This window comes from Butyrivibrio hungatei (assembly GCF_001858005.1).
Taxonomy (GTDB): Bacteria; Bacillota; Clostridia; order Lachnospirales; family Lachnospiraceae; genus Butyrivibrio; species Butyrivibrio hungatei.
The window spans coordinates 1,999,939-2,020,876 of the sequence record NZ_CP017831.1; the positions used below are offsets into that span (position 1 = coordinate 1,999,939).

The following is a 20,938-nucleotide window of genomic DNA, read 5'->3' on the forward strand; positions in this document are numbered from 1 at the left end:
CTCATGCTCCCTTACCTACCTTCCAATTTACTGATTTCTGGTACTCATTCCACATATGACTATATATACCGCCTCTAGCAAGAAGTTCTTCATGCTTTCCTGCTTCAGCTATCTTTCCATCTGTCAAAACACATATCTTGTCAGCATCAACTACTGTAGATAAGCGATGTGCGATCATGATAACCGTCTTATCCTTTGAAAGATTTGCAAAAGCCTTCTGAACCATTACCTCATTATCAGGATCAGCAAAAGCTGTTGCTTCATCAAGGATCAATATAGGAGCATTTTTAAGGAACGCTCTGGCAATTGATATTCTCTGAGCTTCGCCTCCAGATACATATGTGCCTTTACTTCCTATCATAGTATTTAATCCCTCTGGAAGCTTTTCTATGATATCCCAGCACATGGCATCCTTAAGAGCCTTGACCACCTCTTCGTCTGTAGCGTCCGGTCTTCCCATTCTGACATTGTCTAAGATAGACATCTTAAGCAGCTTACTGTCCTGGAAGACGTAAGAAACCTGTCTCATAAGCTCGTCGCTTGCAATATCCTTTACGTCAATTCCGCCAATCTTTATACTTCCCTTATCTACATCCCAGAACCTTGCAATAAGTGAAGCAAGTGTGGTCTTACCGCCGCCAGAAGGTCCTACAAATGCCACATGATCTCCAGGCTTTATCTCAAGAGATATACCGTCTATTGCATTACTCTTTTTCTCATCATAGGTAAAAGAGATATCTTCTATGATGATGCTGCTGTCCTTAGGAACCTTTGGATCCCTAGCTTCTGAAAGAGGTTCCTCATTAAGGATGGAGTACATTCTGCCAAGGGCATCTTTTACCACCATCTCACTCTCACCTGCATAGGCAACCTTCATAAGAGTGATCGTCAGTAGTGGAGTAATTATCAGGTAAAAGAGAATATTGTACAAGAAGGTATTAGTGATGCCTCCTCTGGTAAAGATGAAGCTGCATACAATAAGGGCTGCAAATACAGCATTGGCTGCTGTTGTAAAAAGAACCATCGGAATTCTCATAAGAACTGTGTATTTGATTGTCCACTCTTCATACTTATCAATAGCTTCTTTAAATCTCTTAAATGAAAATACCGACTGGCCAAAAGTCTTAACAACAGGAATACCTCTTACATACTCAACCGCTTCAGCTGACATCTCATCAAGGGCATTCTGGTATTCCTTCATATCATTCTGAAGTTTTTCTCCCATCATGCCGCCCATTGCAAGAAACGCCAAAACTGCTGGAATAAGGCAGATAAGGCCTATTCTCCAGTCAAAAATAAGAAGCATAGCTATAAGGCCTATAGGTGTTGCATAGCTTACAGCCTTATCAGGAAGGCTATGAGCAAGGAATGTCTCTGTTGCAGCAGTTGAATCAGCTACTACTTTTCTGATCTTACCGCTTCCTTCAGTCTCGATATAGCCAAGCGGAAGCTTCATGATATGCTGCATCAAAGATACTCTCATATTGGTCTGAACTCTAAAGGCAGCCACATGGGAACACATAAGCGCAGCTATGTAAACTATATAAGCTAAAACGCTCATTCCCACGGCTTTCCATCCGTAAGATACGATATGAGTTGCCCTGCTAAAATCAGGTGCCACCTCAACTACTTCCCTTATGATGCACCAGATAAAATAAAATGGCGCAAGGGATAACAACGCACTTATTGCAGCCAGTATCCAGGAACTGATAGTAAAATATTTGTGATTTCCGGCATACTTAAACAGCTGCGGTATAACACTTTTCTTCTTTTCTCCCATTTTCTCTCTTTTCTCCATATGTATATTTATTTGCTATGACCCCATTCTCCAGGCTAAGCACCATTGTGGCGCATCTCCTTACAAGATCCGGATCATGAGTTACAACAAATACTGTTTTTGAACCCCTAAGTGATCTGATAAGATCTGCAACCTTTTCCATGTTGTAAAAATCAAGACCGCTGGTTGGCTCATCAAACAATATAATGTCCTTATCCGACAGGATTGCACTGGCAACTGCAACCCTCTGTTTTTGTCCACCTGACAGGCTCATAGGATGTCTTTGGGCAAAAGAGCTAAGGCCAAGCTCATCTAGAACTTCAAGGACACGCTCTTCATTTTCCTCATCCATTCCAAGAGTCACCTCTTCCATTACTGTTTCGCTAAACAGTTGATGATTTACATCCTGCATTACCATATATGACTTCTTTAACAGTTCTTTTTTCCTGCATCTTTTACCATCTATAAGTGCATAACCCTTGAACCCCTTCATAAGTCCGCAGATGCACTTTGAAAACGTTGATTTACCAGCTCCGTTAGGTCCAACAATGGCAATCACTTCATTTTGAGGAATCTCTAAATGGTCAATATGAAGTGCATCATACTTTTTGTAGCTATAGGCAAAATTCTCAAGAACAATATTGTTAGCAAAAGAAATCTTCTCTTTTACAGGCATCATAGAAAGGTTTTCTTCTATTGATCTAAGGCCGTACTTTCTAAGGTCATCTTCTCTTAGAAGCCTGAATTCTTTCATAGGCATATCAAAAACAACTTCGCCTTTATTAAGGCAGATAACTCTGTCACAAATGTCTTTTAGCCAATACAGCCTGTGTTCAGCTACTACGATGGTTCTTCCAGCTTTTTTCCATCTCTTTAATGTCTCTTTAAGATCATCAATTGCTTCAAGGCTCAAGTTAGATGAAGGCTCGTCCAAAACACATACTTTCGGCTCAAGTGTATCTACAGAAGCACATGCTATCTTTTGCTTTTCGCCTCCAGACATATCAAAAATACTCCTATCCATAAGCTTTCTGATATTCATGGATTCAACTGTTCTTTCTATCCTTGCCTTTATATCATCTTCTGGAAGTCCCATGTTTTCAGGTCCAAAAGCAAGCTCTGAAGTACTATCAACGCAAAAGAACTGACTTCTTGGATTTTGGAAAACTGATCCGACTTTTCGGGCTGTCTCATAGAGCTCTTCACTAGTGATGTTCATTTCATCAACAAGAACCTGTCCCTTCATTTCTCCTTCATAAAAATGAGGGATGAGACCATTTATCATACGAACCAATGTTGTCTTTCCGCAGCCTGATTCGCCGCACAAAAGAACTGCCTCGCCTTCTTTAATTTCAAGATTGATATTCTTCACAGATCTGTCATCTGATTTTGAATAATTAAAACTCACATTCTCAAATTTGATCATCTCACCACATCCATAATCAGTAATATCCAAGGAACTATACAGATAGCTATTGCAATATAATCCTGGAAATGAAAGCCTACCTTGCAGATATTAGTTCTTTTAACCTTGCCTCCAAGTCCCCTTGTAAGGGCAGCTGCAGATAACTCCTCGCCAATGTTCACACAGCAGGTCATAAGAGGAACCAGCCTGTACTCGATCATCTTGGAAGAGTGTTTGCCCCCAAAGCTTATTCCTCTCATCTTCATGGCACTTCCAATTGAATCAGCTTCATCCATTACTGTGGGAAAAAAGCGAAACATAACAGAAAGTGGAATGATGATATTATCACTTACATGGATCTTCTTCATAGCTGCAGTGAATTCGCTCACAGTCGTGGATTCCATGAGATATCTTCCCATCATGATGCATGGAAGAAATCTTCCAAGTAATCCACAGCAGCCCAGGATCATGTAATACAAAAATCCGCCCATATTATGTGCGTTAGCACTTTCAAGAAGAATGCTGGATCCGGCAAAGAGGATGATTCCTATTAAAGCAGTTTTAAATCTCTTAGCTGTCAAAAGAAGCACGAAAGGCACCATGCATAAGACAGGAACCATCTTTGCAGTAGCTTCACCTCCAGCTCCGCCAAGAGCAAAGGTTGTTACTGTTATAAGTATCAGCAGCTTCGTCCTTGGATCCATAAGGATTCCACGATCCAATTTCATTAAACGATACCTGCTTTCTCAAAATGCTTTTTAAGGAAGTGCTGTCCAAGAAGTGCTCCAAGAATTCCAAATACAAATGAGCATCCAAAAATCACAGGTGCTGTCCATGGCTGAAATATCTTTGTAAGAGCTTCTATATATTCACTTCCAAATGAAGTTCTGGTCGAAAAATATCCGTTTATATCAAGATATAAAGGAAGGAAACATCCAAATATCGTAATGCTCATGATTCCATGGCTAAGTACTGCCTTTTTCTTACTTGTATAATTGCCGCTCTTTGCTACAAGATCAGCTAATACACCACAAATTATTCCAAAAATAAATGGCCAATAGCCCATTCCTGTCACCCACAAAAATGCTCCGATGATCACAGTGATTATGGTTATCATTCCAAATTTCTTTACCTTAGTAAAAAAGAGCATCATTGTAATACCGCCGAACAAAGGGCATAAAACTGATAGCATTGGCATCATGATAGGAATAAATCCAAGCATTGATACTGCAGTCATGATCACCAGATAGATTGCCGCATAAATACCAATGTTGATGAGATCCTTTCCGCTAAGCTTTTCTTTTTGACTATTCTGAGTCATTATTCCATCCATTTTCTTCTCCTCCTGCCTCATAAGGCATATTATTTGTTAGCAAGCGCTAACACCATCATATGATTTTATTTGCTCCATATCCTTTTTTCAACGCCGAAACAACAATTTTAGCCTTTTTAGCAATGGGTTGTTATTTTATTTTTTCTTTGAAATTTCTTCTCTTGAATTCCATAGGTAGAACTTTGTGATATTTTAAGAACGCATCTGAGAACCTTGATTGATTCTGATATCCAACATCTTCAGCAATTTCCCCAAGACTCTTCTTGCTGCTTATGATAAGTTCTGCTGCCTTTTTCATCCTGATCTCTCTTATCATATCGTTATAGCCTCTCCCATAAACTGCTCTAAAGTAGTTTTTTAGTGAGGATTCGCTTACTCCAAATTCCGATGCCAGCTCCGCTGCAGTATGCCTGATCGAGAGATCTTCCATTATGATCTCAAGAGCCTTTTTAGCTATATCCACCTGAGACGGTGTGCAGTAGGTCCTTCTCTTATCTGCATCAAAAGAAATGTCTCCAAGTAAAAGAAGAAGCTTTATTATGTCTGCCATCAAAAGATTGGTATCATAATCGCCCTGTATGTCTTCCTTTATCTCTTCAACACATCTTTTAACACGCTTATCTGCCACTGTTATTACAGGCTCATTTCTATGACTCAATTTTTCGATCAAATTATCAGCTGTCTTCTCAGCGCCAAATATGGAAATCTCACTGCTTAACTTTTCTGATGGAACGATTATAACTTCTATTCCCTCATACTCAGCTGTAGGGTAAAAGAATGCTTTTTTACCATCTCCAGAAGTTCCATAATCAAGGGCAATCTCATTTCCTGTAACAAAGGTCGTAGTTCCTGAATTAAGCCCAACTTCACATCTGCCCTTAAAGCAATAGTTGATCTTAAAAGGAACTGTTCCCTGCTTTCTAAAAGAAGGAGACCTGAACACACTATCTGGAAGGTACCTTGACCAGATATCTATATAGCCAATATACAGGCACTCATTTAACACTATCCATTTCATTTTTCCTTCATGTTCGTTATTTTCTCCAGGAATCGTAAACTGTATCTGGGTTCCTTTTTGTTTTTCGTTTCTTCCCATAATAATCCCTTACGCTAACACTTTTTCTTACTCCACGTTCAATCATAGCACTTCTTGTTAGCATCGGCTAACCTTTTTCACAAAAAATGAGCCCTAGGGACGGAGGTTGTGGCTCATTTTTGTAAAAGTGAGTCACACACTGCATCCCTAGAACTCAATACTTTGGAAAAATGAGCCACAACCTCCGTCCCTAGGGCTCATTTTGGCTCCATCAGAATACCTGCTTCTTCACGTCCTCTTTGGTTGCGAAAGGTCCAGGGATTACGTCTGCGCCTCTGTGCTCTCCAAGATAGTCAACATTGAAAGTAATTGGTGTTCCATCAGCATTCTCGTATTTTTGCTGAGGCTCAAAGGCTTTACCTAAGACTTCAGTATCGATCATATCTACCTTGAAGTCCTTAAGGACATCATAGATGTTGGTATCAAGATAGTATCCGCCATCCTTTTCAACTACATCCACATAAACCTTTCCTGATCCGTCGGTGAAGGAATTCTTCTCCTTTGCCCAGCCCTTGGCGCCTTCAAAGTAGGCATTTCCATCAATCCAGACAGGGAGATGTGCAAAGTGGAACTGGTCATGCTTCATCATATTTGGATATGGATCATCAAGATCAAACTGTGGAAGCCACTCATCATAAGTTGGATACTCATCAAAGCAGTATGTTCCAACCTTTCTGTTCTCTGTATACTTCTTGTCAGGCTCTGAATCATTTAAAAGAACCAGGTCATCAGAAGGCCACTTCTGGATGAAGATATTGTTGTAAATGCGGTCATCACCATGAAGGATAGTCATAAAGCCCATTACTTCTGTTCTGTGTGGCATATGATATGGTGTGTATCTCCAGGTTGTTCCCTCTCCAACCATAGTAAAGGATCCAGCACAGAGATTATGTACCATAGCTACGCCCTGAGTTGCTATGCGAAGTGAAACATCTGACAAAAGGATATTGTTATCGATAAGTGTTGGTCCATGGCTTACTTCTACGAAGATATCCTGACATGTCATTCCGCCCTTAAGCTGTTCAGCAAAGGAAGGTCTTTCATTATCATGTAAAAGATTCTGTGTGATCCTTGTACCCTGAGCTTCCCAGTCACACCAGATTCCCATTGTGCAGTGGTGGATGTGATTGCGACGCATAACTACATCGATAGCTGCATGCATCTTGATACCAGCAATCTCAGCTCCGCCAAGCTCCATCATATTGTTTATATGATGAATATGGTTATCTTCGATGATGCTGAATACGCCGCCCATACGTCCTATGATACCGCCCTGCTCACAGTGGTGGATATTATTGCGGCGAATGATATGGCCTCCGATCTTTTCTTTTAACCAGCCATAATACTGACCACGGCATACAGAATCTCTCTCCATCTGAGTAGGACTCTTTAAATGCTCTGTTGTGTAGTAGTTGCTGTTTTCAGGATCAAAATAGCGTCCAACGCAGATTCCTGCGCATTTACTTCCCCAGATCTCACAGTCTTCAATGATCCATCCCTTACTCCAATGAGGACTGATCATTCCATCCTGATAAGCTGCTGGTGGAGCCCATGTTGTTGCAGCTTTATTGATGTTAAAACCGCTGACTGTAATGAATCCCACGCCTTCTTTTTCCGGCATGAAGCACTCACGTCTTACTGTGATCTCAACGTTTTCTTTATTAGGGTCTGCTCCACCAAAGTTAGCGTAAAATACTGTTTCGTTATTTTCTTTATCCTGCTCTGCGTACCATTTTCTGGTGGATTTCTCAGGGACCCATGAACATTCATAGACTTTAGCCTCAATACACTCATCCACGCTCTGTGCCTCATAAAGAGCTTCATCGTTAAGCCATACGCAGCCTGTGTGCTTGTTTGGTGTAGCGAAATACCAGTCACCATAAACAAGTGTTGTATAAGGATTATATCCACCAAAAATGCTGTTCTTTACTCGAGTTTTCCACACATCGCCTTCATGCTTTTCCCATGAGCCAACCTTTTCTGCACCAGTAATGATGGCTCCAAGTGGTTTTTCACTTCTGTATACTATTCTTTTTTCTTCTGTTCCCGGATTAACAGGATTTACATATTCTCTGTACACTCCAGGTGCAACTACTATCTCATCACCTGGTAATGCGACTTTAGCTGCTTCATTTATTCGTCTGAAAGGCAGCTGCTTACTTCCATTTCCATCGTGCTTTGCGTTAACGTCTACGTAAATTGTCATAATTACCTTCTTTCTTTTGCTGTCTATTAGCCCTTAACCGCACCTGCCATCATACCTTTTACCAGCTTATCCTGGAATATGATGAAAAGAGAGATCATAGGAAGTACTGAGAGTGTCAGAACTGCTAAAATTATAGGAATATCAAGTGAATGCTCACCTTTGAACTGACCAAGTGCTAGTGGAAGTGTCTTTTTTGAAGGAGTAATGATAAGTGTATTCGCAAAAGCAAATTCATTCCACATTGCTACACCGTTATATATTGCCAGTGTAGATAATCCGGACTTTGAAAGTGGAAGTATCATCCTGAAAAAGTTCTGATAACGGTTGCATCCATCAATTTCTGCTGATTCCTCAATCTCTTTTGGAATAGTCTTCATAAATGCTGTAAGGATAAATACAGACATTGGAAGTGCAAAAGCTACATATGGTCCGATAAGAGCTTTAAGTGAATCATAGATTCCTATGTTTGTAGTAAGTTTAAAGATAGGAATAAGTGTAACATGCATTGGTACCGACATCATAGCAACTATGGTTGCATATATAAATGGGTTTAACTTGAAGTTCATTCTTGCAAGTGGATAAGCTGCAAAGGCTGAAATGATGAGCATAAGTACCAAAGAAACACCAACTACCACTACGCTTCTAAAGAAGAAGCCGAAAAATCCGTGGGTTACAACTTCTACATAATTGAGGAAGTACCAGGGATCTGGTAAATGAAATACTCCCTGCTGAAGCATATCGAACTGTTTGCGGAACGAGTTGATCAGCATAAAGCAAAATGGTGTAAGTGTAAGCACTAACTGTATAAGTGCAAATATAATAGCAATCGTCCAAGCGATCCTTGACTTGATCTTGGACTTTTTATATTCATTTTCAATTGTCATTAGTAATCCTCCTTAACCTTGAATACTTTGTTAAAGAGCAGTGCTATAGCTGTTATCAGAACGAACATTCCTGCTGCTACGCACGAACCATATCCCATATTAAACTGCTGAAATGACAGCTTGTACATATATGTGGCCATGAGCTCTGTGGATCCTGAAGGACCTCCCTGAGTCATATTCCAGATCATATCGAAATATTTAAGTGATCCGATCAGTGACATTGTACATGCAGTCTTAAAGATAGGTCCCAAAAGAGGTATTGCAATGTGGCGGATATACTGGCCTCTGGTGGCACCATCGATAATAGCTGCCTCATATATAGCAGTATCGATATTTCCGTATCCGGCAATGAAATATACCATATAAAAAGGTGTAAATTGCCATGCCATTACCCCAATAACAGTAAATAAGGCGTTTGGAGATGTTCCAAGAAGATCGACAGTAGTTCTTTTACCATTTATAAGTGTTGCAAGAGAAGAAATGATACCTCCATTAGTTGCAAGTGCGTATATGAAAAGAAACGCGATTGCAACAGAACTCATAAGATATGGTAAAAACCAGATGATCTTAAAGATATTAAACTTCTTACCACCTGCATCAAGAAAAGTTGCAAGTAACATTCCGATAGGAATCTGTAAAAGAATTGAGAAAACCATTACAGTCAGATTGTGTCTGAAGGATTTCCAGAACATCTCATCATGTAAAAGAGTTTTCCAGTTTTCAAAGCCTATAAACACCCTGTCTGCAGATATACCATTCCATTTGTAGCCGCTTATGGCAAATGTATCTATTACAGGATATACGATAAATATTGCTATCAGCAAAAGCGCTGGCAACAGGAATACAGTTGCTGCCTTGGCTGTACTCTTTGCTTTTGCCTGAGCAAGCCCTTCTTTTTTCCCTTTACTCACATTAGCTCCTTCCCTGCCGCCTAATAGACGAAACAATCTTAACTAGTGATTATGAAAAACCGCCCGCAGGAGGTTTATTTCCTGCGAGCAGTTACTTTTATAAGACTTCAGTAAAGACATTCCCCTTTGCTTTACTGTTCAGCAATCGCTTTCTGCATTGCCGCATCTTCTTCCGCACCAATCTCTTCTGGAGTCTTCTCAAGACCAAAGAGCTCTGTCATGCAGTTCTTGTGAACTTCTGTTACAGATGCTGGAAGGTACTGGTCATACCAAAGCTGTACGTTTGATGCGCTAAAGAATACGTTTGCTACAATCTTATCGTTAGGGTCATCAACAGTATCAGCACCGTAGCCCTTGATTGAAGGGATTGCACCTACTGCAACCTGCATCTGATTGTATGTATCATCGTTGTAGTACTGAGTAGCAAGAACGTAGCAAGCATCAAGCTTCTCCTGGTCAATAGAACCATCTTCCTTGAAGCAGTTGAATGAGAATCCGTTACCGATAGCTGTTCCGATCTCAACATTCTGAGGAACACCAGCTGCCTTAGCCTCTGTATCCTCAGGGAAGCGGAATACACCGATGTTCTCTGTGTACCACTCTTCATTGTCATTCTTCATTCCTGAAGACTGCCATGAACCATGAAGCATCATTGCTGCTGAGCCATCATACATAAGTGCTCTATCCTGGTTATCATCTGCTGTAAGAGAGTTAACACCATCTGGGAAATATCCCTTTCTTACCCAATCCTGGATCTTCTCAGCTGCATAGATGAATGCAGGGCTGTTGAATGAGCCGCCATTTTCCTGTGTATAAGCTGCATCGAACTCAGCATTTCCTGAGTGACGAGCTACAAGATACATGTAGTACATTGAACCTGTCCACTTGGAAGCATTTGCAAGTGAGAATGGAATGTAGCCTGCTGCCTTAAGCTTTTCGCAAGCTGCCTCGAGTTCATCGATAGTTTCAGGAACTTCGATTCCCTGCTCAGCAAAGATTGTCTTGTTGTAGTAAATGTCACATCCTGAAAGTCCACCGAAAGGAATAGCAAGAAGCTTTCCATCATATGAAGACTGTGCTATAGCAGCATCAATAAATTCAGGGTGATCATATTTTGCATACATATCTGTGATATCGATCGCATGACCTGACTTGTAATACTCAGCCATAGGACCGCCGCCCCAGTGCATGTACATATCAGGACACTGTCCTGAACTCATAGCAACAACCAGCTGCTGCTTGTAGTTATCATTCTGCTGATGAACCTGAGTAACCTTGATGTTAGGATAATCTGCCATGAATCTCTGAACTGCAGCTTCCTGCGTTGATTTTCCAGGATCATCTGTAGCGATATCCCAAAGAAGAATCTCTAAAGGCTCTGTAGTTAAAGTTGGAAGATTCTTTCCATCTGTCTGCTTACCTGTTGAAGCACTAGCACTATCTGTTGTTGTCTCTGTTGTAGTCTCTGTCTTTGTTTCAGATGATTTGCTATCAGATGTTCCTGAGGCAGGTGCTGAACTTGATCCGCAACCAGCAAGTGTTGTAACAGCAAGTACTGATGCAAACAAGACAGCCAAAAATTTGTTTTTCATACAATATCCTCCTAAATAAAGTTATAAGTTTCTTTGCATACCTTCTGAGAATATCCTTGTTTCGAAACATTGGATCGATCATTTGATAATACAACTTTATAATGATTCACCTTTTTTGGCTTGTGCAAAGTTGCTAATCACCATACCAAAATTGCTATTATGATATGTATATTGTTAATGTTTTTTGTGGCTATATTTTATTTTTACATCAATTTGTCGGTTTTTTTCACGTTTTCTAGGTGTATATATGTTATAATTCACATTAATCCTTAAAATACATTTATTGCTTTTAGGCAATATGTATTTTACCCATAGCAATTTTTAACCTATTAAGCATCTCAAAAACTACTTCAGGAGAATTTACAGAATATGAGAAGCGACTTAGACCTTGCAGCAAGCGCAAAAGAAAACATCCAGCACAAGATCGGTACCAATCTTAGGATGTTCATCAACAGACTCCACACCGATTTTCCCCCACACTGGCATACAGATATAGAGATCATATGGCCCAAGGAAGCACCTTACAGGGTTGTATGCTCCAATCAAACCTATGACGTAGAGATAGATGATATACTCCTCATCTGCCCTGCAGTTCTACACGAAATCTTTTCCCCTACTCCGGGATCAAGAATCTATATTCAGGCAGATTTTTCAGGCATTGTTTCACTAAAAGAAATAGACAAAGCCTTTCGCCTCATGTCTCCAGCCCTGCATATAAAGAAAAAGACCTGTCCACCAGAAATCTATGAACAGGTCTGCAATTATCTAAACAGTATCATGGAATTATATTTTGGTTCCGCTCCTCCAATCCATATTAGAGAAGGAGAAGTTGATGACGACAGTGTCGTTGCCTTTACTGAGCTTGCCCCTTTTGGTGAGCTTGAGATCTACTCTATTCTTTTGCAGTTCATTGCCTTTTGCAGCAAAAACATTGACATTTTTAGAGGTACAGATTCTGTCCTGGTTTCATCAACTTATAAGAACACTATCTCACTTAGCAATGTATGTACTTATATCTCTGAGCACTTTGCTGAAAATATAAGTCTTGAAAGCATCGCCACATATGCTGGTTTTAGCAAGTATCATTTTGAAAGGATCTTTAGTGAATACGCCGGAATGACCTTCTACCAGTATCTGCAGCAGATGCGTATTAACTATGCTCAGACTCTTTTGTCTAATCCTGAGCTATCTATTACTGATATATCTTTCCAGTCAGGTTTTGCCAGCTCTACTGCATTTACAAGAGCCTTTAAAAAAAGTACCGGGTACCCGCCCTCACAATTTAGAATGCTAAATGAGGCCAAGCACCCGTTATCGGCAAATCCTTTTTTTGCTAAAGCAAATAATGAGCCCTAGGGAGGTCGGTTGGAGCTCATTTTCCGTCACTCCACATTCTTCAATGCTTCATTCATCGGGATCTTACCGATCTTGCGGTACTCAATGATGGCAACGACTGCGTAAGTGATGATTCCCATCAGGAACATCTTTACATAAGCTGATGGATCAAGCCAGATCACCATCCAGCCGCTCATCATCTTTTTGAGCATCACTCTGAATATGCCAACCATCACGTAAGATAGTATTGGATATGAAATAAGGAGCGAAGCTACAACAACTAATGCTGTTGGGATTATGTAAAGAGTTGCGATCTCTTTTTTGGAGTAACCCAGGATCTTGGCCATTGAAATGGACTGCACGTTTCTCTCTATAATGAGCTTGGATAATATGTAAATAAGTACAATGAACATGATGACTGAGAAACCATCCACCATGTACATGAGATTACCCATAGATATCATGAGCTGCCTGGACACTCTTGTAAGAGATTCCTCATCAACCGTCGTTCCAATGTATTTCCCCTCTATATCAGTGATCTCGCTATCTGAGAAGTATCCTGAAAAGAACTCTTCGTCATAGCCCATAACATCATTTAGATGCTTCTTACTCATAAATACTGTGATTCCGCCGTCGTAATCATAGATTCCCGAAACCTTAAAGCCATAATATCTGTCTTCGTATGGCTCTTTTAAGGTAATGACATCACCCTTTCCAAGGCCGTATTTATCCGCATAGGCCGAGGATATAAGTACCATCTTCTCATCGAATTTGGCATCTATATATCTGCTGTCTTCCTGAATACCATAAAGAGTAACTTCCTCAACTCTTGTTCCACCTTCTCCTGTAGTTTTCAGACTGTAGGCCGAGAACTTTTCTGCATCAGGATTATTGGTTGTGATCTTACTTTGTAAAAAAGTATATGAAAAAGCTGCTGAAAGCTCATCATTTGAATCTATGGCTCCTGCAGGCATCTGCAAAAGATATATATGCTTAGCCAGCATGGACTCTGTCACTATTCCCTGATAGTGAACTAGAAGTGGTGGTAGCATCATACCAAAGAAAAGAAGCATGTTTGCAAATAAAAGACCTGCAAAAAGGATAATGTAGCTACTCTTATTTTGTATAAGAATACGAATGCGGAACCTATCAAAAAATCTGATCTTCTTATTTAGCCTAACCGCTGTCTTTTGCTTCTTACCTGAAAGGTCACGTTTTATGAGCTTTAATGGGCTAAGCGCAAGTTTTTTCCTAAGGATAAAATATGTGATCACCAGCATTATGACCATTGGGATTATTGTGGTTCTGATAAAAGCCTCAGCATTCCACAATGTCACATAAGTTGGAAGTGAGTAGCTTCCGTAGTACATTGCAGCACAAACGTCCTTAAAAAACGTATATCCAAGGATATTACCTATAATGGATGCGATTATAGTAACAACTAGTGGCATAGCCATATAGTGCCTTATGAGCTCATTAATGGTATATCCTGAAGCTCGTAGAGTTCCAATTACAGTTGCTTCTTTGTGGATCGTATTATTTATTGTGATACCAAATACGAAAGCTACAATGATAATAATGATGTACAAAAGAACTTCCATCATGGCCTTATCACTTCCAAGGTCCTCACCAGTAAAGGTGATAGCCTGATCAAGATATCTTGGAATGAAATTCTCCAAAGTAACTTTCTTGGCCATGTGCTCCATGAGATCATCGGATACTTCTTTTTCCTTTTCTTCTGTAGTAGGTCTAACATCATAGATCCAACCGTAATTGTACTCAACATCATCTTCGTTATAAGTATTAAACTGATCCTTAGAGACTATTGCTACTCCAAAGGCTGATGAATCAAACATCATATCGTTGTTACTATAAAAAAGTGCACTGTAGTCAGATAGTGCCACAAGTCCTACGATGCTATAGTTCTTGCCCTCAGATACAAGACTGTCTCCAACCTTTAAGTCATTATTATCTGCATACATTCTGTCTATTGCTATTTCCTGCGGTTTCTCAGGAAGACGGCCCTCCATAACACAGACCTTATCTATTTCTTCTCTGTTTGCAAAGATCCTAAGCTTTGTCTCATTATCAAAGTTCTTTTCCACATAGAAATTCTCATAGACAGTAACGTTTTCTTTTTCTATCCAGTCTTTTTCAGTATCTGTGAGTTTATCTTCTGCCCTAAAATTACCATCCTCTACGTTGTACTTATCAAAGCTTTCGTTATATGCAGTTATCATACTGTCACCTGCAACCAAGAAGCCTGATACAAAACCGATTGAAAGTACCAGCAATATGAAGATGACTATGTATTTTCCAACATCGCTTCTAAGCTCTCTAAGGAGCCTTTTATTTAATGGATTCTTCATAAAATGCTCCTTTACCAGTCAAGTTCTTCAGCTGTCATCTTATTTTCATTTCTGTAGCTCTTTCTAATGACGCCGTCTCTTAGCTTCACCACAAAGTCAGCCATATTCTTGATGGCATCGTTGTGAGTAACCATGATGACTGTATTTCCATACTTTTGATTGACCTGTTCGATAAGGGCCAGGATTTCTTTTGACGTATTATAATCAAGGGCTCCTGTTGGTTCGTCGCATAAGAGGATATCAGGATTTTTTACTATAGCTCTTCCTATGGCGCATCTTTGCTGCTGTCCGCCAGATAACTGGCTAGGAAGCTTATTCTGGTGCTCTTTGAGTCCCAGAATTTCTATAATCTCATCGATATTAAGTGGATTGTGGGAAAGATATGCTCCCACCTCGATATTTTCTCTGACAGTAAGATTTGGGATCAGATTGTACATCTGAAAGATGTATCCCAGGTGTTCTCTTCTGTAGGACGTAAGAGCCTTTTCATCCATATCCGCCATGCTCTTACCTCGTATTACTATCTTGCCGGAATCAGCGTTATCGATTCCTCCAATGATATTAAGGAGTGTGGATTTACCAGAACCAGATGGTCCAAGAAGTACTACAAATTCCCCCTGCTCGATTCCAAGGCTTATATCCTTTAGTACTTCTATTCGGCTTCCACCTTCTCCATATGATTTTTTGATGTTTTGAAGTTCAAGTTGCATAGATTTTTTCTCCTCCTATCTGCTCATAAGATCAGCACACAACAGCAAGCTCTTCCAAAGTAGCCCCCTTTCTATGAGCATCGCTGTATATCTCCGTGCACTTTTTGTATCTGTCAAAGGTCTTAAGAGCTGACTCTTTATCACCATAAACTTTCCAGAAGCCTGTATACATGACGCCTTCTGCGGAACTGTTCATGAATCCCTTTACGTCTTTTACCGGATATCCCAGGAAAAGACCTATCTCATGAGGAAAATCCTGGTCCTCATTAAGGTGTCTTGCAAGCTCTGCAACGCAAAGGTCAGCGTTGGTACAAGAATAACCTTTCTCCTTAAGAATCTGGCAAACCTCTTCATTGGCAAAATCCCTTTTTAGAAATGATGGTCTGTAGAGATAAATAAGAGCATGGTCCTTGGTATACTTTACCGGAATCATTCTAAGACCTTTTTTGCATAGTCTTTGATTAAATTCCCTTACCTCCTGGATGAACTTTTGTCTGTCATCCATATCCACGTTGAATAGATTTCCTGTCTTGAGCCCTGCCAGGGTTGGTGAGCATAGGCTAACAACTAGTTGGTCCCCCATTGCTGTCCTCCGGTGTTTTAGTTTTTTGTGATAATTATTGTCATTTAAATTCCTTGATTTGAATGTTAGCATATGCTAACTTCTTTTTCAAGAGCACTACTATTTATTTGTTGCTCAGAAAGGATGAAACAGTATGAATAAAGTTAAAGTTGTTTTTTGGAGTGGAAGTGGAAATACACAGGCAATGGCTGATGCCGTTGCAAACGGAATCACAAGTGCTGGCGGTGAAGCTGAAGTAACTACCTTTGATGCACTTAGCCCATCTGAGGCTTCTAAGGATTCTGTAATTGCTTTTGGATGCCCAGCTATGGGCGCAGAAGTTCTTGAAGAAGGAACTGTAGAGCCATTCATGGCGCAATACGAAAATGTATGCAGCGGTAAGAAGATTGCCCTCTTTGGTTCTTACGGCTGGGGCGATGGCCAGTGGATGCGCGACTGGGTAGACCGCCTCAAATCAGCTGGCGCTACTATCATCGGTGGCGAAGGCGTCATTGCCAACAACGCCCCAGATGATGCTGCAATCTCCGAGTGTGAAGATCTAGGCAGAATGCTTGCCCAGGCTTAAGTCAAACTAAACAGGAAAGTGAGCCCCAGGGAGGTCGGTTAGGGCTCATTTTTACAAAAGTGAGCCCTAACCTCCGTCCCTGGGGCTCACTTTTTTGTTACTTCATGTAACGTCTTCTACAAACAGCAAGTCCCAAGATTCCCAAGACTATGAATATTCTTGAAATATTAGCTATCCATGCGGTATCGATATAATACCCTGGTTCAACCTGTTTTTTATCTGAAAGTTTTAGATTAACTGTAATGGGAATATCCGTGTAATTATCTGTCATTGCTGTAACAGTTATTGTTCCAGTCATGTCTTTTGGCCCAGCATCTACTGTATATAAGAGTTTGTCATCTATGACAGTGGGTGCTGAATGGAATGTCACATCCCCTACATAACTAAGTGCATAGCTTGTAAGCTCGCAATCTTCAGGCAAAAGTGCCATAAGATTTATGGTATCTGCTCCCCCTGTTGCATAAAAGTAAGTCTGTGTAACTGATGGAAATTTATCCAAGGTCTTTTTCCCATCTGAAGTTGCGTAAGTCAAAAAGCTTGTATCCTTAAACAAAAAAGCTATAACTCCAGCTAGTAACACAAATCTGCATAACATTTCCCAATTCTTTTTCATACTCATAAAGTATCTCCCTATACTTTTTCTAATCTCTTTTCGCCTCGATACATTTTATTGCACTAAATTGTTTTTTCAATGAATTAGGGATGAATGTCTAAAATTATGGGATGAATGATATCATTATTTCTTGAATATCGTTTGCAAGATGATATTATTAAAAAAGCTGTACGAAAAGACATTAAAAAGGGAATTAACGTATGAATATTGCTATTGTTGATGATATTTCTTTGGAAATAGATCGTTTGACCACAATGATTGAAAAATACATGGAAGAAAACCACCATTCTGTTAAGATCAGCTCTTTTAACAGCGCTGAAGAGTTCCTAGCTGACTACAGGCCACTTAAATATACGTTGATATTCATGGATATCTACATGGATCAGATGTCTGGTATAGAAGCTTCCAAAAAGATACGCGAAATGGATAGCGATACTCTCATCGTTTTCCTTACTACAAGCCTTGATCATACCTTTGATGCCTTTGGTGTACACGCTTTTCAGTATCTCATCAAATCGCCTGATGACGAGGCTTTGAAGTTTTCCGTTTGCAAGGTTCTTGATGAAGTCATCTCTCTTCGCTCAGCAGAGGGCAAAAAGATCTCTATTGTAGTAGATGGCGAAAATATCGACATTGCTTTTTCTGACATTGTATATGCTCAGAGTCAAAAGAACTACATTCAGCTAACAGACAGATTACAAAACGGATATCGTACTCGCATGACCTTTTCTGATATCTGCGAGCTTTTAAAGGCCGACAGCAGATTTTTGCAGATAAACCGCGGTATTATGATCAACATGGACCACATCACAAATTGGGGCAAGACAACCTGCGAACTAAAAGGCGGACACATGCTTCCTGTAAATGTAAGGGAACAAAAGACCTTGAACCAGATCAGGCAGAACTATGTGTTTGCCAAATTACATAGTAAAGGAACTATGGGAGGAGCAAAGTAATGGGACTAAAGGACTTTCTTCTACCTTTTATCAACTTTATGCTCTTTTTGCCAACAACTCTTTTGTGCCTTGCACCAGCTCACAATCACCTTAGAGAAAGGTGGTCTCACGCTGTTATAAGGCTTTCTATCCTGATCACATGTACTGCTGTAGCTCTCTCATTCTTTGCTTTGTACATTTCAAGGGATTGGAGCTTTTTATATCTTCCAGCGTTTATAATAATCTTTTGTGGATATCACTTTGCAATGAACGTGCACATATCACAGTCCTTTTCTATTTTCCTTTTGGTATGTGCATTTACCACTTCCATCAGTAACTTCTCTATAGTGTTTGATGCTTTCCTTCATCCAGACGGAAATCTCGCTGATTTTAGCTTCACAGCCAGTATCTTTGAGATTACTCTTGTGCTATTATTCTGTAGCTTAGCCGCTTATCCTGCTGCCAAATTTGGAGGCTACCTTATAGATCACCTGCAGCAACATGATGTATGGTGGTCCGCTGGAATTGTATCTACACTATTTTTCATCTTCAATCAGGTCATGGTAGTCCGTAAGTACTCTACTCTTCATACCAATATGGTTGGAGCAGCTTATATTGCCGTTATGTCCATTATGTTTATACTGCTAATATTCCTTTGTATTGTCTTTTACTTCATGGTAAGCGCCATCATCAAGAAGGCTGAACTCGATGATAGAAACCACATCTTAGAGATGCAGGAAAAGCAGTACGAGTCTCTTCAGCAGTACTTAAATGAAGATGCCAAGGTTCGTCATGACTTTAGGCAGACTATATATACGTTAAAAGAGCTCTCTTCTGCCAAGGATTATAACACTTTAGATGATTACTTAAGCCGTTATATCAACATTGTTCCTCAAAAGAACACTCAATCCTTCTGCCAGGATAATGCACTTAACGCCCTTTTAAATCACTACTATCAAAGAGCCTTAAAAGACAATATAAAAACTGATATTGAGGTATCACTTCCAGGTAAGCTCCATATGGACAGCATTTCCCTTTGCTCCATAGTTGGAAACATTTTAGAAAATGCCATTATTGCCTGCTCAGAGCTTCCAGAATCTAAACGCTTTATTCACCTCGTAATCTCCAAAGAGCAGGGACAAGAGATCTACATCGCTGTCTCAAACTCTTTTAACGGAAAAACAAGACAAAAAAATGGCCGCTACCTCTCCACCCACAAGGGAGGAAACGGCATCGGCCTTATCTCCGTTACAGCCACCTCAGAACAGCACGGCGGCTCAGCATCATTCACTCATGACGACAAAGTCTTCTATTCAAATATCATGCTTGTAGACAAAAATGAGCCCTAGGGAGGTCGGTTGTGACTCATTTTACTGTGATAGGGAGCATGCTATGGGGTGCCCGACCGCAGACCCACAGGCAGCTATCCTACAGTATATTATTTTCGAATCTCTGAGAATTTTGCTTATTTCATGAGCTTTTATTTTTCTTTTGAAATTCTGTTTTTGAAACACTGTCTGAGTCTTTGATGCCATTTTTGCTGTAAAGTTTTGTTTTGCCCTCATCAAGAAAACGATACTTTTCTATATGCTCATGCAGTTTTTGTTTAATACGCATGCTCTTGCTACAGACTTGCAGGGCGGAATTTATAATAAGTGGTCATAGGAGCTACTCTCCAATAACAGGAAAAGAGGTGATCTCGCAAGCTAGCTTGCAGAGTCACCTCTTATTCCTGTTTACAAAGCCCGCCAAAAGCGGGCGTGACCACTTATCATAAATTCTTTACGCCCTGCTTCAAACAACGCAAACCGCATGCGTGTCAAAAACTGCTTATGAGCATAAGAAAATGGCGTTTTCTTGACAATCGTTCAAACCCAAAACTTTACAGACAAAAATTTGCTTCAAAGACGAGTTTGTTTCAAAGAATTTCAAAAGAAAAATAAATGCCATGAACTACAAAATTCGAAGGAAGAGAAAAAATATACTGTAGGGTAGCTGCCTGTGGGTCTGCGGTCGGGCACCCCATAGCATGTTCCCTACCACTAAAAAAGTGAGCCCCAACCGACCTAGGGCTCACTTTTTCTCACTCAGTCTTTTTTGTGTCCAACTTTTTCAAGTGCACTTTTGATGATGAGTCCTGCTCCAAGAACGATTGGAACAAATACTAAAAGTACATCGATGAGTGAAACATAACTAAAGTAAATTTCGGTGCCAAGCATTAGTGCAAGAACAAAAACAACTAATGATGCGATAAGGCATCCGATTGTGAATTTATTTTTCTTTACTACAACTGCAATGGCAGAAAGAATAAGAAGCACCAGAACTATAGCTGCTGTATTAACTCTGCCTATGCTGTAGAATCCGAATGATGATATTCTCATCATCTTGAAAAGCATAAATAAACCAATACATACAAGTGCCCAACCAATATTTCTTTTTGTCATCTCACAGTACCTCCATATCTGTAAATATAAGTTTTCCCCTCAATAAAAAGTATAGATGAGAAACAACTATAACATAATACATAACCATGCAAATTAAAGTCAATATATACCGTTTTGTGCGCAAAATATAAGCGATAAAACGCAAAACTATACCCAAAAGCTGTTTATATACATTTTATT

Annotated in this window: 18 protein-coding genes; 4 read left to right on the forward strand and 14 right to left on the reverse strand. The window is 40.0% G+C overall.

Annotated features, from left to right (window positions below; all coding sequences use genetic code 11):
* Position 1: 1 nt before the first annotated feature.
* The 9 genes from bhn_RS09250 to bhn_RS09290 form a co-directional block, all read right to left on the reverse strand.
* Complete coding sequence (locus bhn_RS09250) at positions 2-1,780, reverse strand: ABC transporter ATP-binding protein (RefSeq protein ID WP_236845902.1); 1,779 nt, start codon at positions 1,778-1,780, stop codon at positions 2-4.
* Entirely contained in the window at positions 1,740-3,203 is a 1,464-nt protein-coding gene (locus tag bhn_RS09255) for an ABC transporter ATP-binding protein (protein ID WP_071176430.1), read from the reverse strand. Before bhn_RS09255 ends, bhn_RS09250 begins: the two co-directional genes overlap by 41 nt.
* Positions 3,200-3,910: an energy-coupling factor transporter transmembrane component T gene (locus bhn_RS09260; protein ID WP_071176431.1), complete on the reverse strand. Its 711-nt coding sequence runs from the start codon at positions 3,908-3,910 to the stop codon at positions 3,200-3,202. Before bhn_RS09260 ends, bhn_RS09255 begins: the two co-directional genes overlap by 4 nt.
* Positions 3,910-4,515: an MptD family putative ECF transporter S component gene (locus bhn_RS09265; RefSeq protein WP_236845903.1), complete on the reverse strand. Its 606-nt coding sequence runs from the start codon at positions 4,513-4,515 to the stop codon at positions 3,910-3,912. Before bhn_RS09265 ends, bhn_RS09260 begins: the two co-directional genes overlap by 1 nt.
* 130 nt (positions 4,516-4,645) lie before the next feature.
* A complete protein-coding gene (locus bhn_RS09270) occupies positions 4,646-5,611 on the reverse strand; it encodes a helix-turn-helix domain-containing protein (RefSeq protein ID WP_071176432.1) in 966 nt (321 codons plus the stop codon).
* Between the two features lie 211 nt (positions 5,612-5,822).
* Positions 5,823-7,817 (reverse strand): right-handed parallel beta-helix repeat-containing protein, encoded by a 1,995-nt coding sequence (locus bhn_RS09275; RefSeq protein ID WP_071176433.1) that lies wholly within the window; start codon positions 7,815-7,817, stop codon positions 5,823-5,825.
* A gap of 26 nt (positions 7,818-7,843) precedes the next feature.
* A complete protein-coding gene (locus bhn_RS09280; RefSeq protein WP_071176434.1) occupies positions 7,844-8,701 on the reverse strand; it encodes a carbohydrate ABC transporter permease in 858 nt (285 codons plus the stop codon).
* Positions 8,701-9,612, reverse strand: a complete 912-nt coding sequence (locus bhn_RS09285) for a carbohydrate ABC transporter permease (RefSeq protein ID WP_071176435.1) — start codon at positions 9,610-9,612, stop codon at positions 8,701-8,703. Before bhn_RS09285 ends, bhn_RS09280 begins: the two co-directional genes overlap by 1 nt.
* 131 nt (positions 9,613-9,743) lie before the next feature.
* Entirely contained in the window at positions 9,744-11,204 is a 1,461-nt protein-coding gene (locus bhn_RS09290; protein ID WP_071176436.1) for an extracellular solute-binding protein, read from the reverse strand.
* Positions 11,205-11,573: 369 nt separating this feature from the next.
* Here bhn_RS09290 and bhn_RS09295 point away from each other — a divergent pair, with 369 nt between their 5' ends.
* Positions 11,574-12,560: a helix-turn-helix domain-containing protein gene (locus tag bhn_RS09295; RefSeq protein WP_071176437.1), complete on the forward strand. Its 987-nt coding sequence runs from the start codon at positions 11,574-11,576 to the stop codon at positions 12,558-12,560.
* 26 nt (positions 12,561-12,586) lie between these two features.
* Here the strand turns inward: bhn_RS09295 and bhn_RS09300 are convergent, their stop codons facing one another.
* Genes bhn_RS09300 through bhn_RS09310 form a run of 3 tightly spaced genes read right to left on the reverse strand, consistent with a single transcriptional unit; the run spans position 12,587 to position 16,201 of the window.
* Positions 12,587-14,908, reverse strand: a complete 2,322-nt coding sequence (locus tag bhn_RS09300) for an ABC transporter permease (protein WP_071176438.1) — start codon at positions 14,906-14,908, stop codon at positions 12,587-12,589.
* An 11-nt stretch (positions 14,909-14,919) separates the two neighbouring features.
* On the reverse strand, positions 14,920-15,618 hold the full coding sequence (locus tag bhn_RS09305; protein WP_071176439.1) for an ABC transporter ATP-binding protein: 699 nt from the start codon (positions 15,616-15,618) through the stop codon (positions 14,920-14,922).
* Between the two features lie 31 nt (positions 15,619-15,649).
* Positions 15,650-16,201 carry a DUF3793 family protein gene (locus bhn_RS09310; RefSeq protein ID WP_071176440.1) on the reverse strand — a complete coding sequence of 184 codons (552 nt, stop codon included), beginning with the start codon at positions 16,199-16,201 and terminating at the stop codon, positions 15,650-15,652.
* A 133-nt stretch (positions 16,202-16,334) separates the two neighbouring features.
* Here bhn_RS09310 and bhn_RS09315 point away from each other — a divergent pair, with 133 nt between their 5' ends.
* The gene (locus bhn_RS09315) at positions 16,335-16,766 is read left to right on the forward strand and encodes a flavodoxin (protein WP_071176441.1); all 432 of its coding nucleotides are present in this window, start codon (positions 16,335-16,337) and stop codon (positions 16,764-16,766) included.
* A 97-nt stretch (positions 16,767-16,863) separates the two neighbouring features.
* Here bhn_RS09315 and bhn_RS09320 read toward each other — a convergent pair whose 3' ends face one another.
* Positions 16,864-17,385 carry a hypothetical protein gene (locus tag bhn_RS09320; RefSeq protein ID WP_071176442.1) on the reverse strand — a complete coding sequence of 174 codons (522 nt, stop codon included), beginning with the start codon at positions 17,383-17,385 and terminating at the stop codon, positions 16,864-16,866.
* A 194-nt stretch (positions 17,386-17,579) separates the two neighbouring features.
* Here bhn_RS09320 and bhn_RS09325 point away from each other — a divergent pair, with 194 nt between their 5' ends.
* Together bhn_RS09325 and bhn_RS09330 are read left to right on the forward strand one after the other, a co-directional pair.
* Complete coding sequence (locus tag bhn_RS09325; protein WP_071176443.1) at positions 17,580-18,335, forward strand: LytR/AlgR family response regulator transcription factor; 756 nt, start codon at positions 17,580-17,582, stop codon at positions 18,333-18,335.
* Positions 18,335-19,663, forward strand: coding sequence for a sensor histidine kinase (locus tag bhn_RS09330; RefSeq protein ID WP_071176444.1), 1,329 nt, complete (start codon positions 18,335-18,337; stop codon positions 19,661-19,663). Before bhn_RS09325 ends, bhn_RS09330 begins: the two co-directional genes overlap by 1 nt.
* 738 nt (positions 19,664-20,401) lie before the next feature.
* Here bhn_RS09330 and bhn_RS09335 read toward each other — a convergent pair.
* Positions 20,402-20,758, reverse strand: a complete 357-nt coding sequence (locus bhn_RS09335; protein ID WP_071176445.1) for a hypothetical protein — start codon at positions 20,756-20,758, stop codon at positions 20,402-20,404.
* Positions 20,759-20,938: the final 180 nt, after the last annotated feature.

Bases quoted from the DNA above. Each gene is read 5' to 3' on its own strand.
- bhn_RS09330 (WP_071176444.1), top strand. From the start codon at position 18,335: ATGGGACTAAAGGACTTTCTTCTACCTTTTATCAACTTTATGCTCTTT.
- bhn_RS09255 (WP_071176430.1), bottom strand. From the start codon at position 3,203: ATGATCAAATTTGAGAATGTGAGTTTTAATTATTCAAAATCAGATGAC.
- bhn_RS09320 (WP_071176442.1), bottom strand. From the start codon at position 17,385: ATGAGTATGAAAAAGAATTGGGAAATGTTATGCAGATTTGTGTTACTA.
- bhn_RS09265 (WP_236845903.1), bottom strand. From the start codon at position 4,515: ATGGATGGAATAATGACTCAGAATAGTCAAAAAGAAAAGCTTAGCGGA.
- bhn_RS09295 (WP_071176437.1), top strand. From the start codon at position 11,574: ATGAGAAGCGACTTAGACCTTGCAGCAAGCGCAAAAGAAAACATCCAG.
- bhn_RS09300 (WP_071176438.1), bottom strand. From the start codon at position 14,908: ATGAAGAATCCATTAAATAAAAGGCTCCTTAGAGAGCTTAGAAGCGAT.
- bhn_RS09325 (WP_071176443.1), top strand. From the start codon at position 17,580: ATGAATATTGCTATTGTTGATGATATTTCTTTGGAAATAGATCGTTTG.
- bhn_RS09250 (WP_236845902.1), bottom strand. From the start codon at position 1,780: ATGGGAGAAAAGAAGAAAAGTGTTATACCGCAGCTGTTTAAGTATGCC.
- bhn_RS09280 (WP_071176434.1), bottom strand. From the start codon at position 8,701: ATGACAATTGAAAATGAATATAAAAAGTCCAAGATCAAGTCAAGGATC.
- bhn_RS09275 (WP_071176433.1), bottom strand. From the start codon at position 7,817: ATGACAATTTACGTAGACGTTAACGCAAAGCACGATGGAAATGGAAGT.
- bhn_RS09335 (WP_071176445.1), bottom strand. From the start codon at position 20,758: ATGACAAAAAGAAATATTGGTTGGGCACTTGTATGTATTGGTTTATTT.
- bhn_RS09305 (WP_071176439.1), bottom strand. From the start codon at position 15,618: ATGCAACTTGAACTTCAAAACATCAAAAAATCATATGGAGAAGGTGGA.
- bhn_RS09260 (WP_071176431.1), bottom strand. From the start codon at position 3,910: ATGAAATTGGATCGTGGAATCCTTATGGATCCAAGGACGAAGCTGCTG.
- bhn_RS09315 (WP_071176441.1), top strand. From the start codon at position 16,335: ATGAATAAAGTTAAAGTTGTTTTTTGGAGTGGAAGTGGAAATACACAG.
- bhn_RS09270 (WP_071176432.1), bottom strand. From the start codon at position 5,611: ATGGGAAGAAACGAAAAACAAAAAGGAACCCAGATACAGTTTACGATT.
- bhn_RS09310 (WP_071176440.1), bottom strand. From the start codon at position 16,201: ATGGGGGACCAACTAGTTGTTAGCCTATGCTCACCAACCCTGGCAGGG.
- bhn_RS09290 (WP_071176436.1), bottom strand. From the start codon at position 11,204: ATGAAAAACAAATTTTTGGCTGTCTTGTTTGCATCAGTACTTGCTGTT.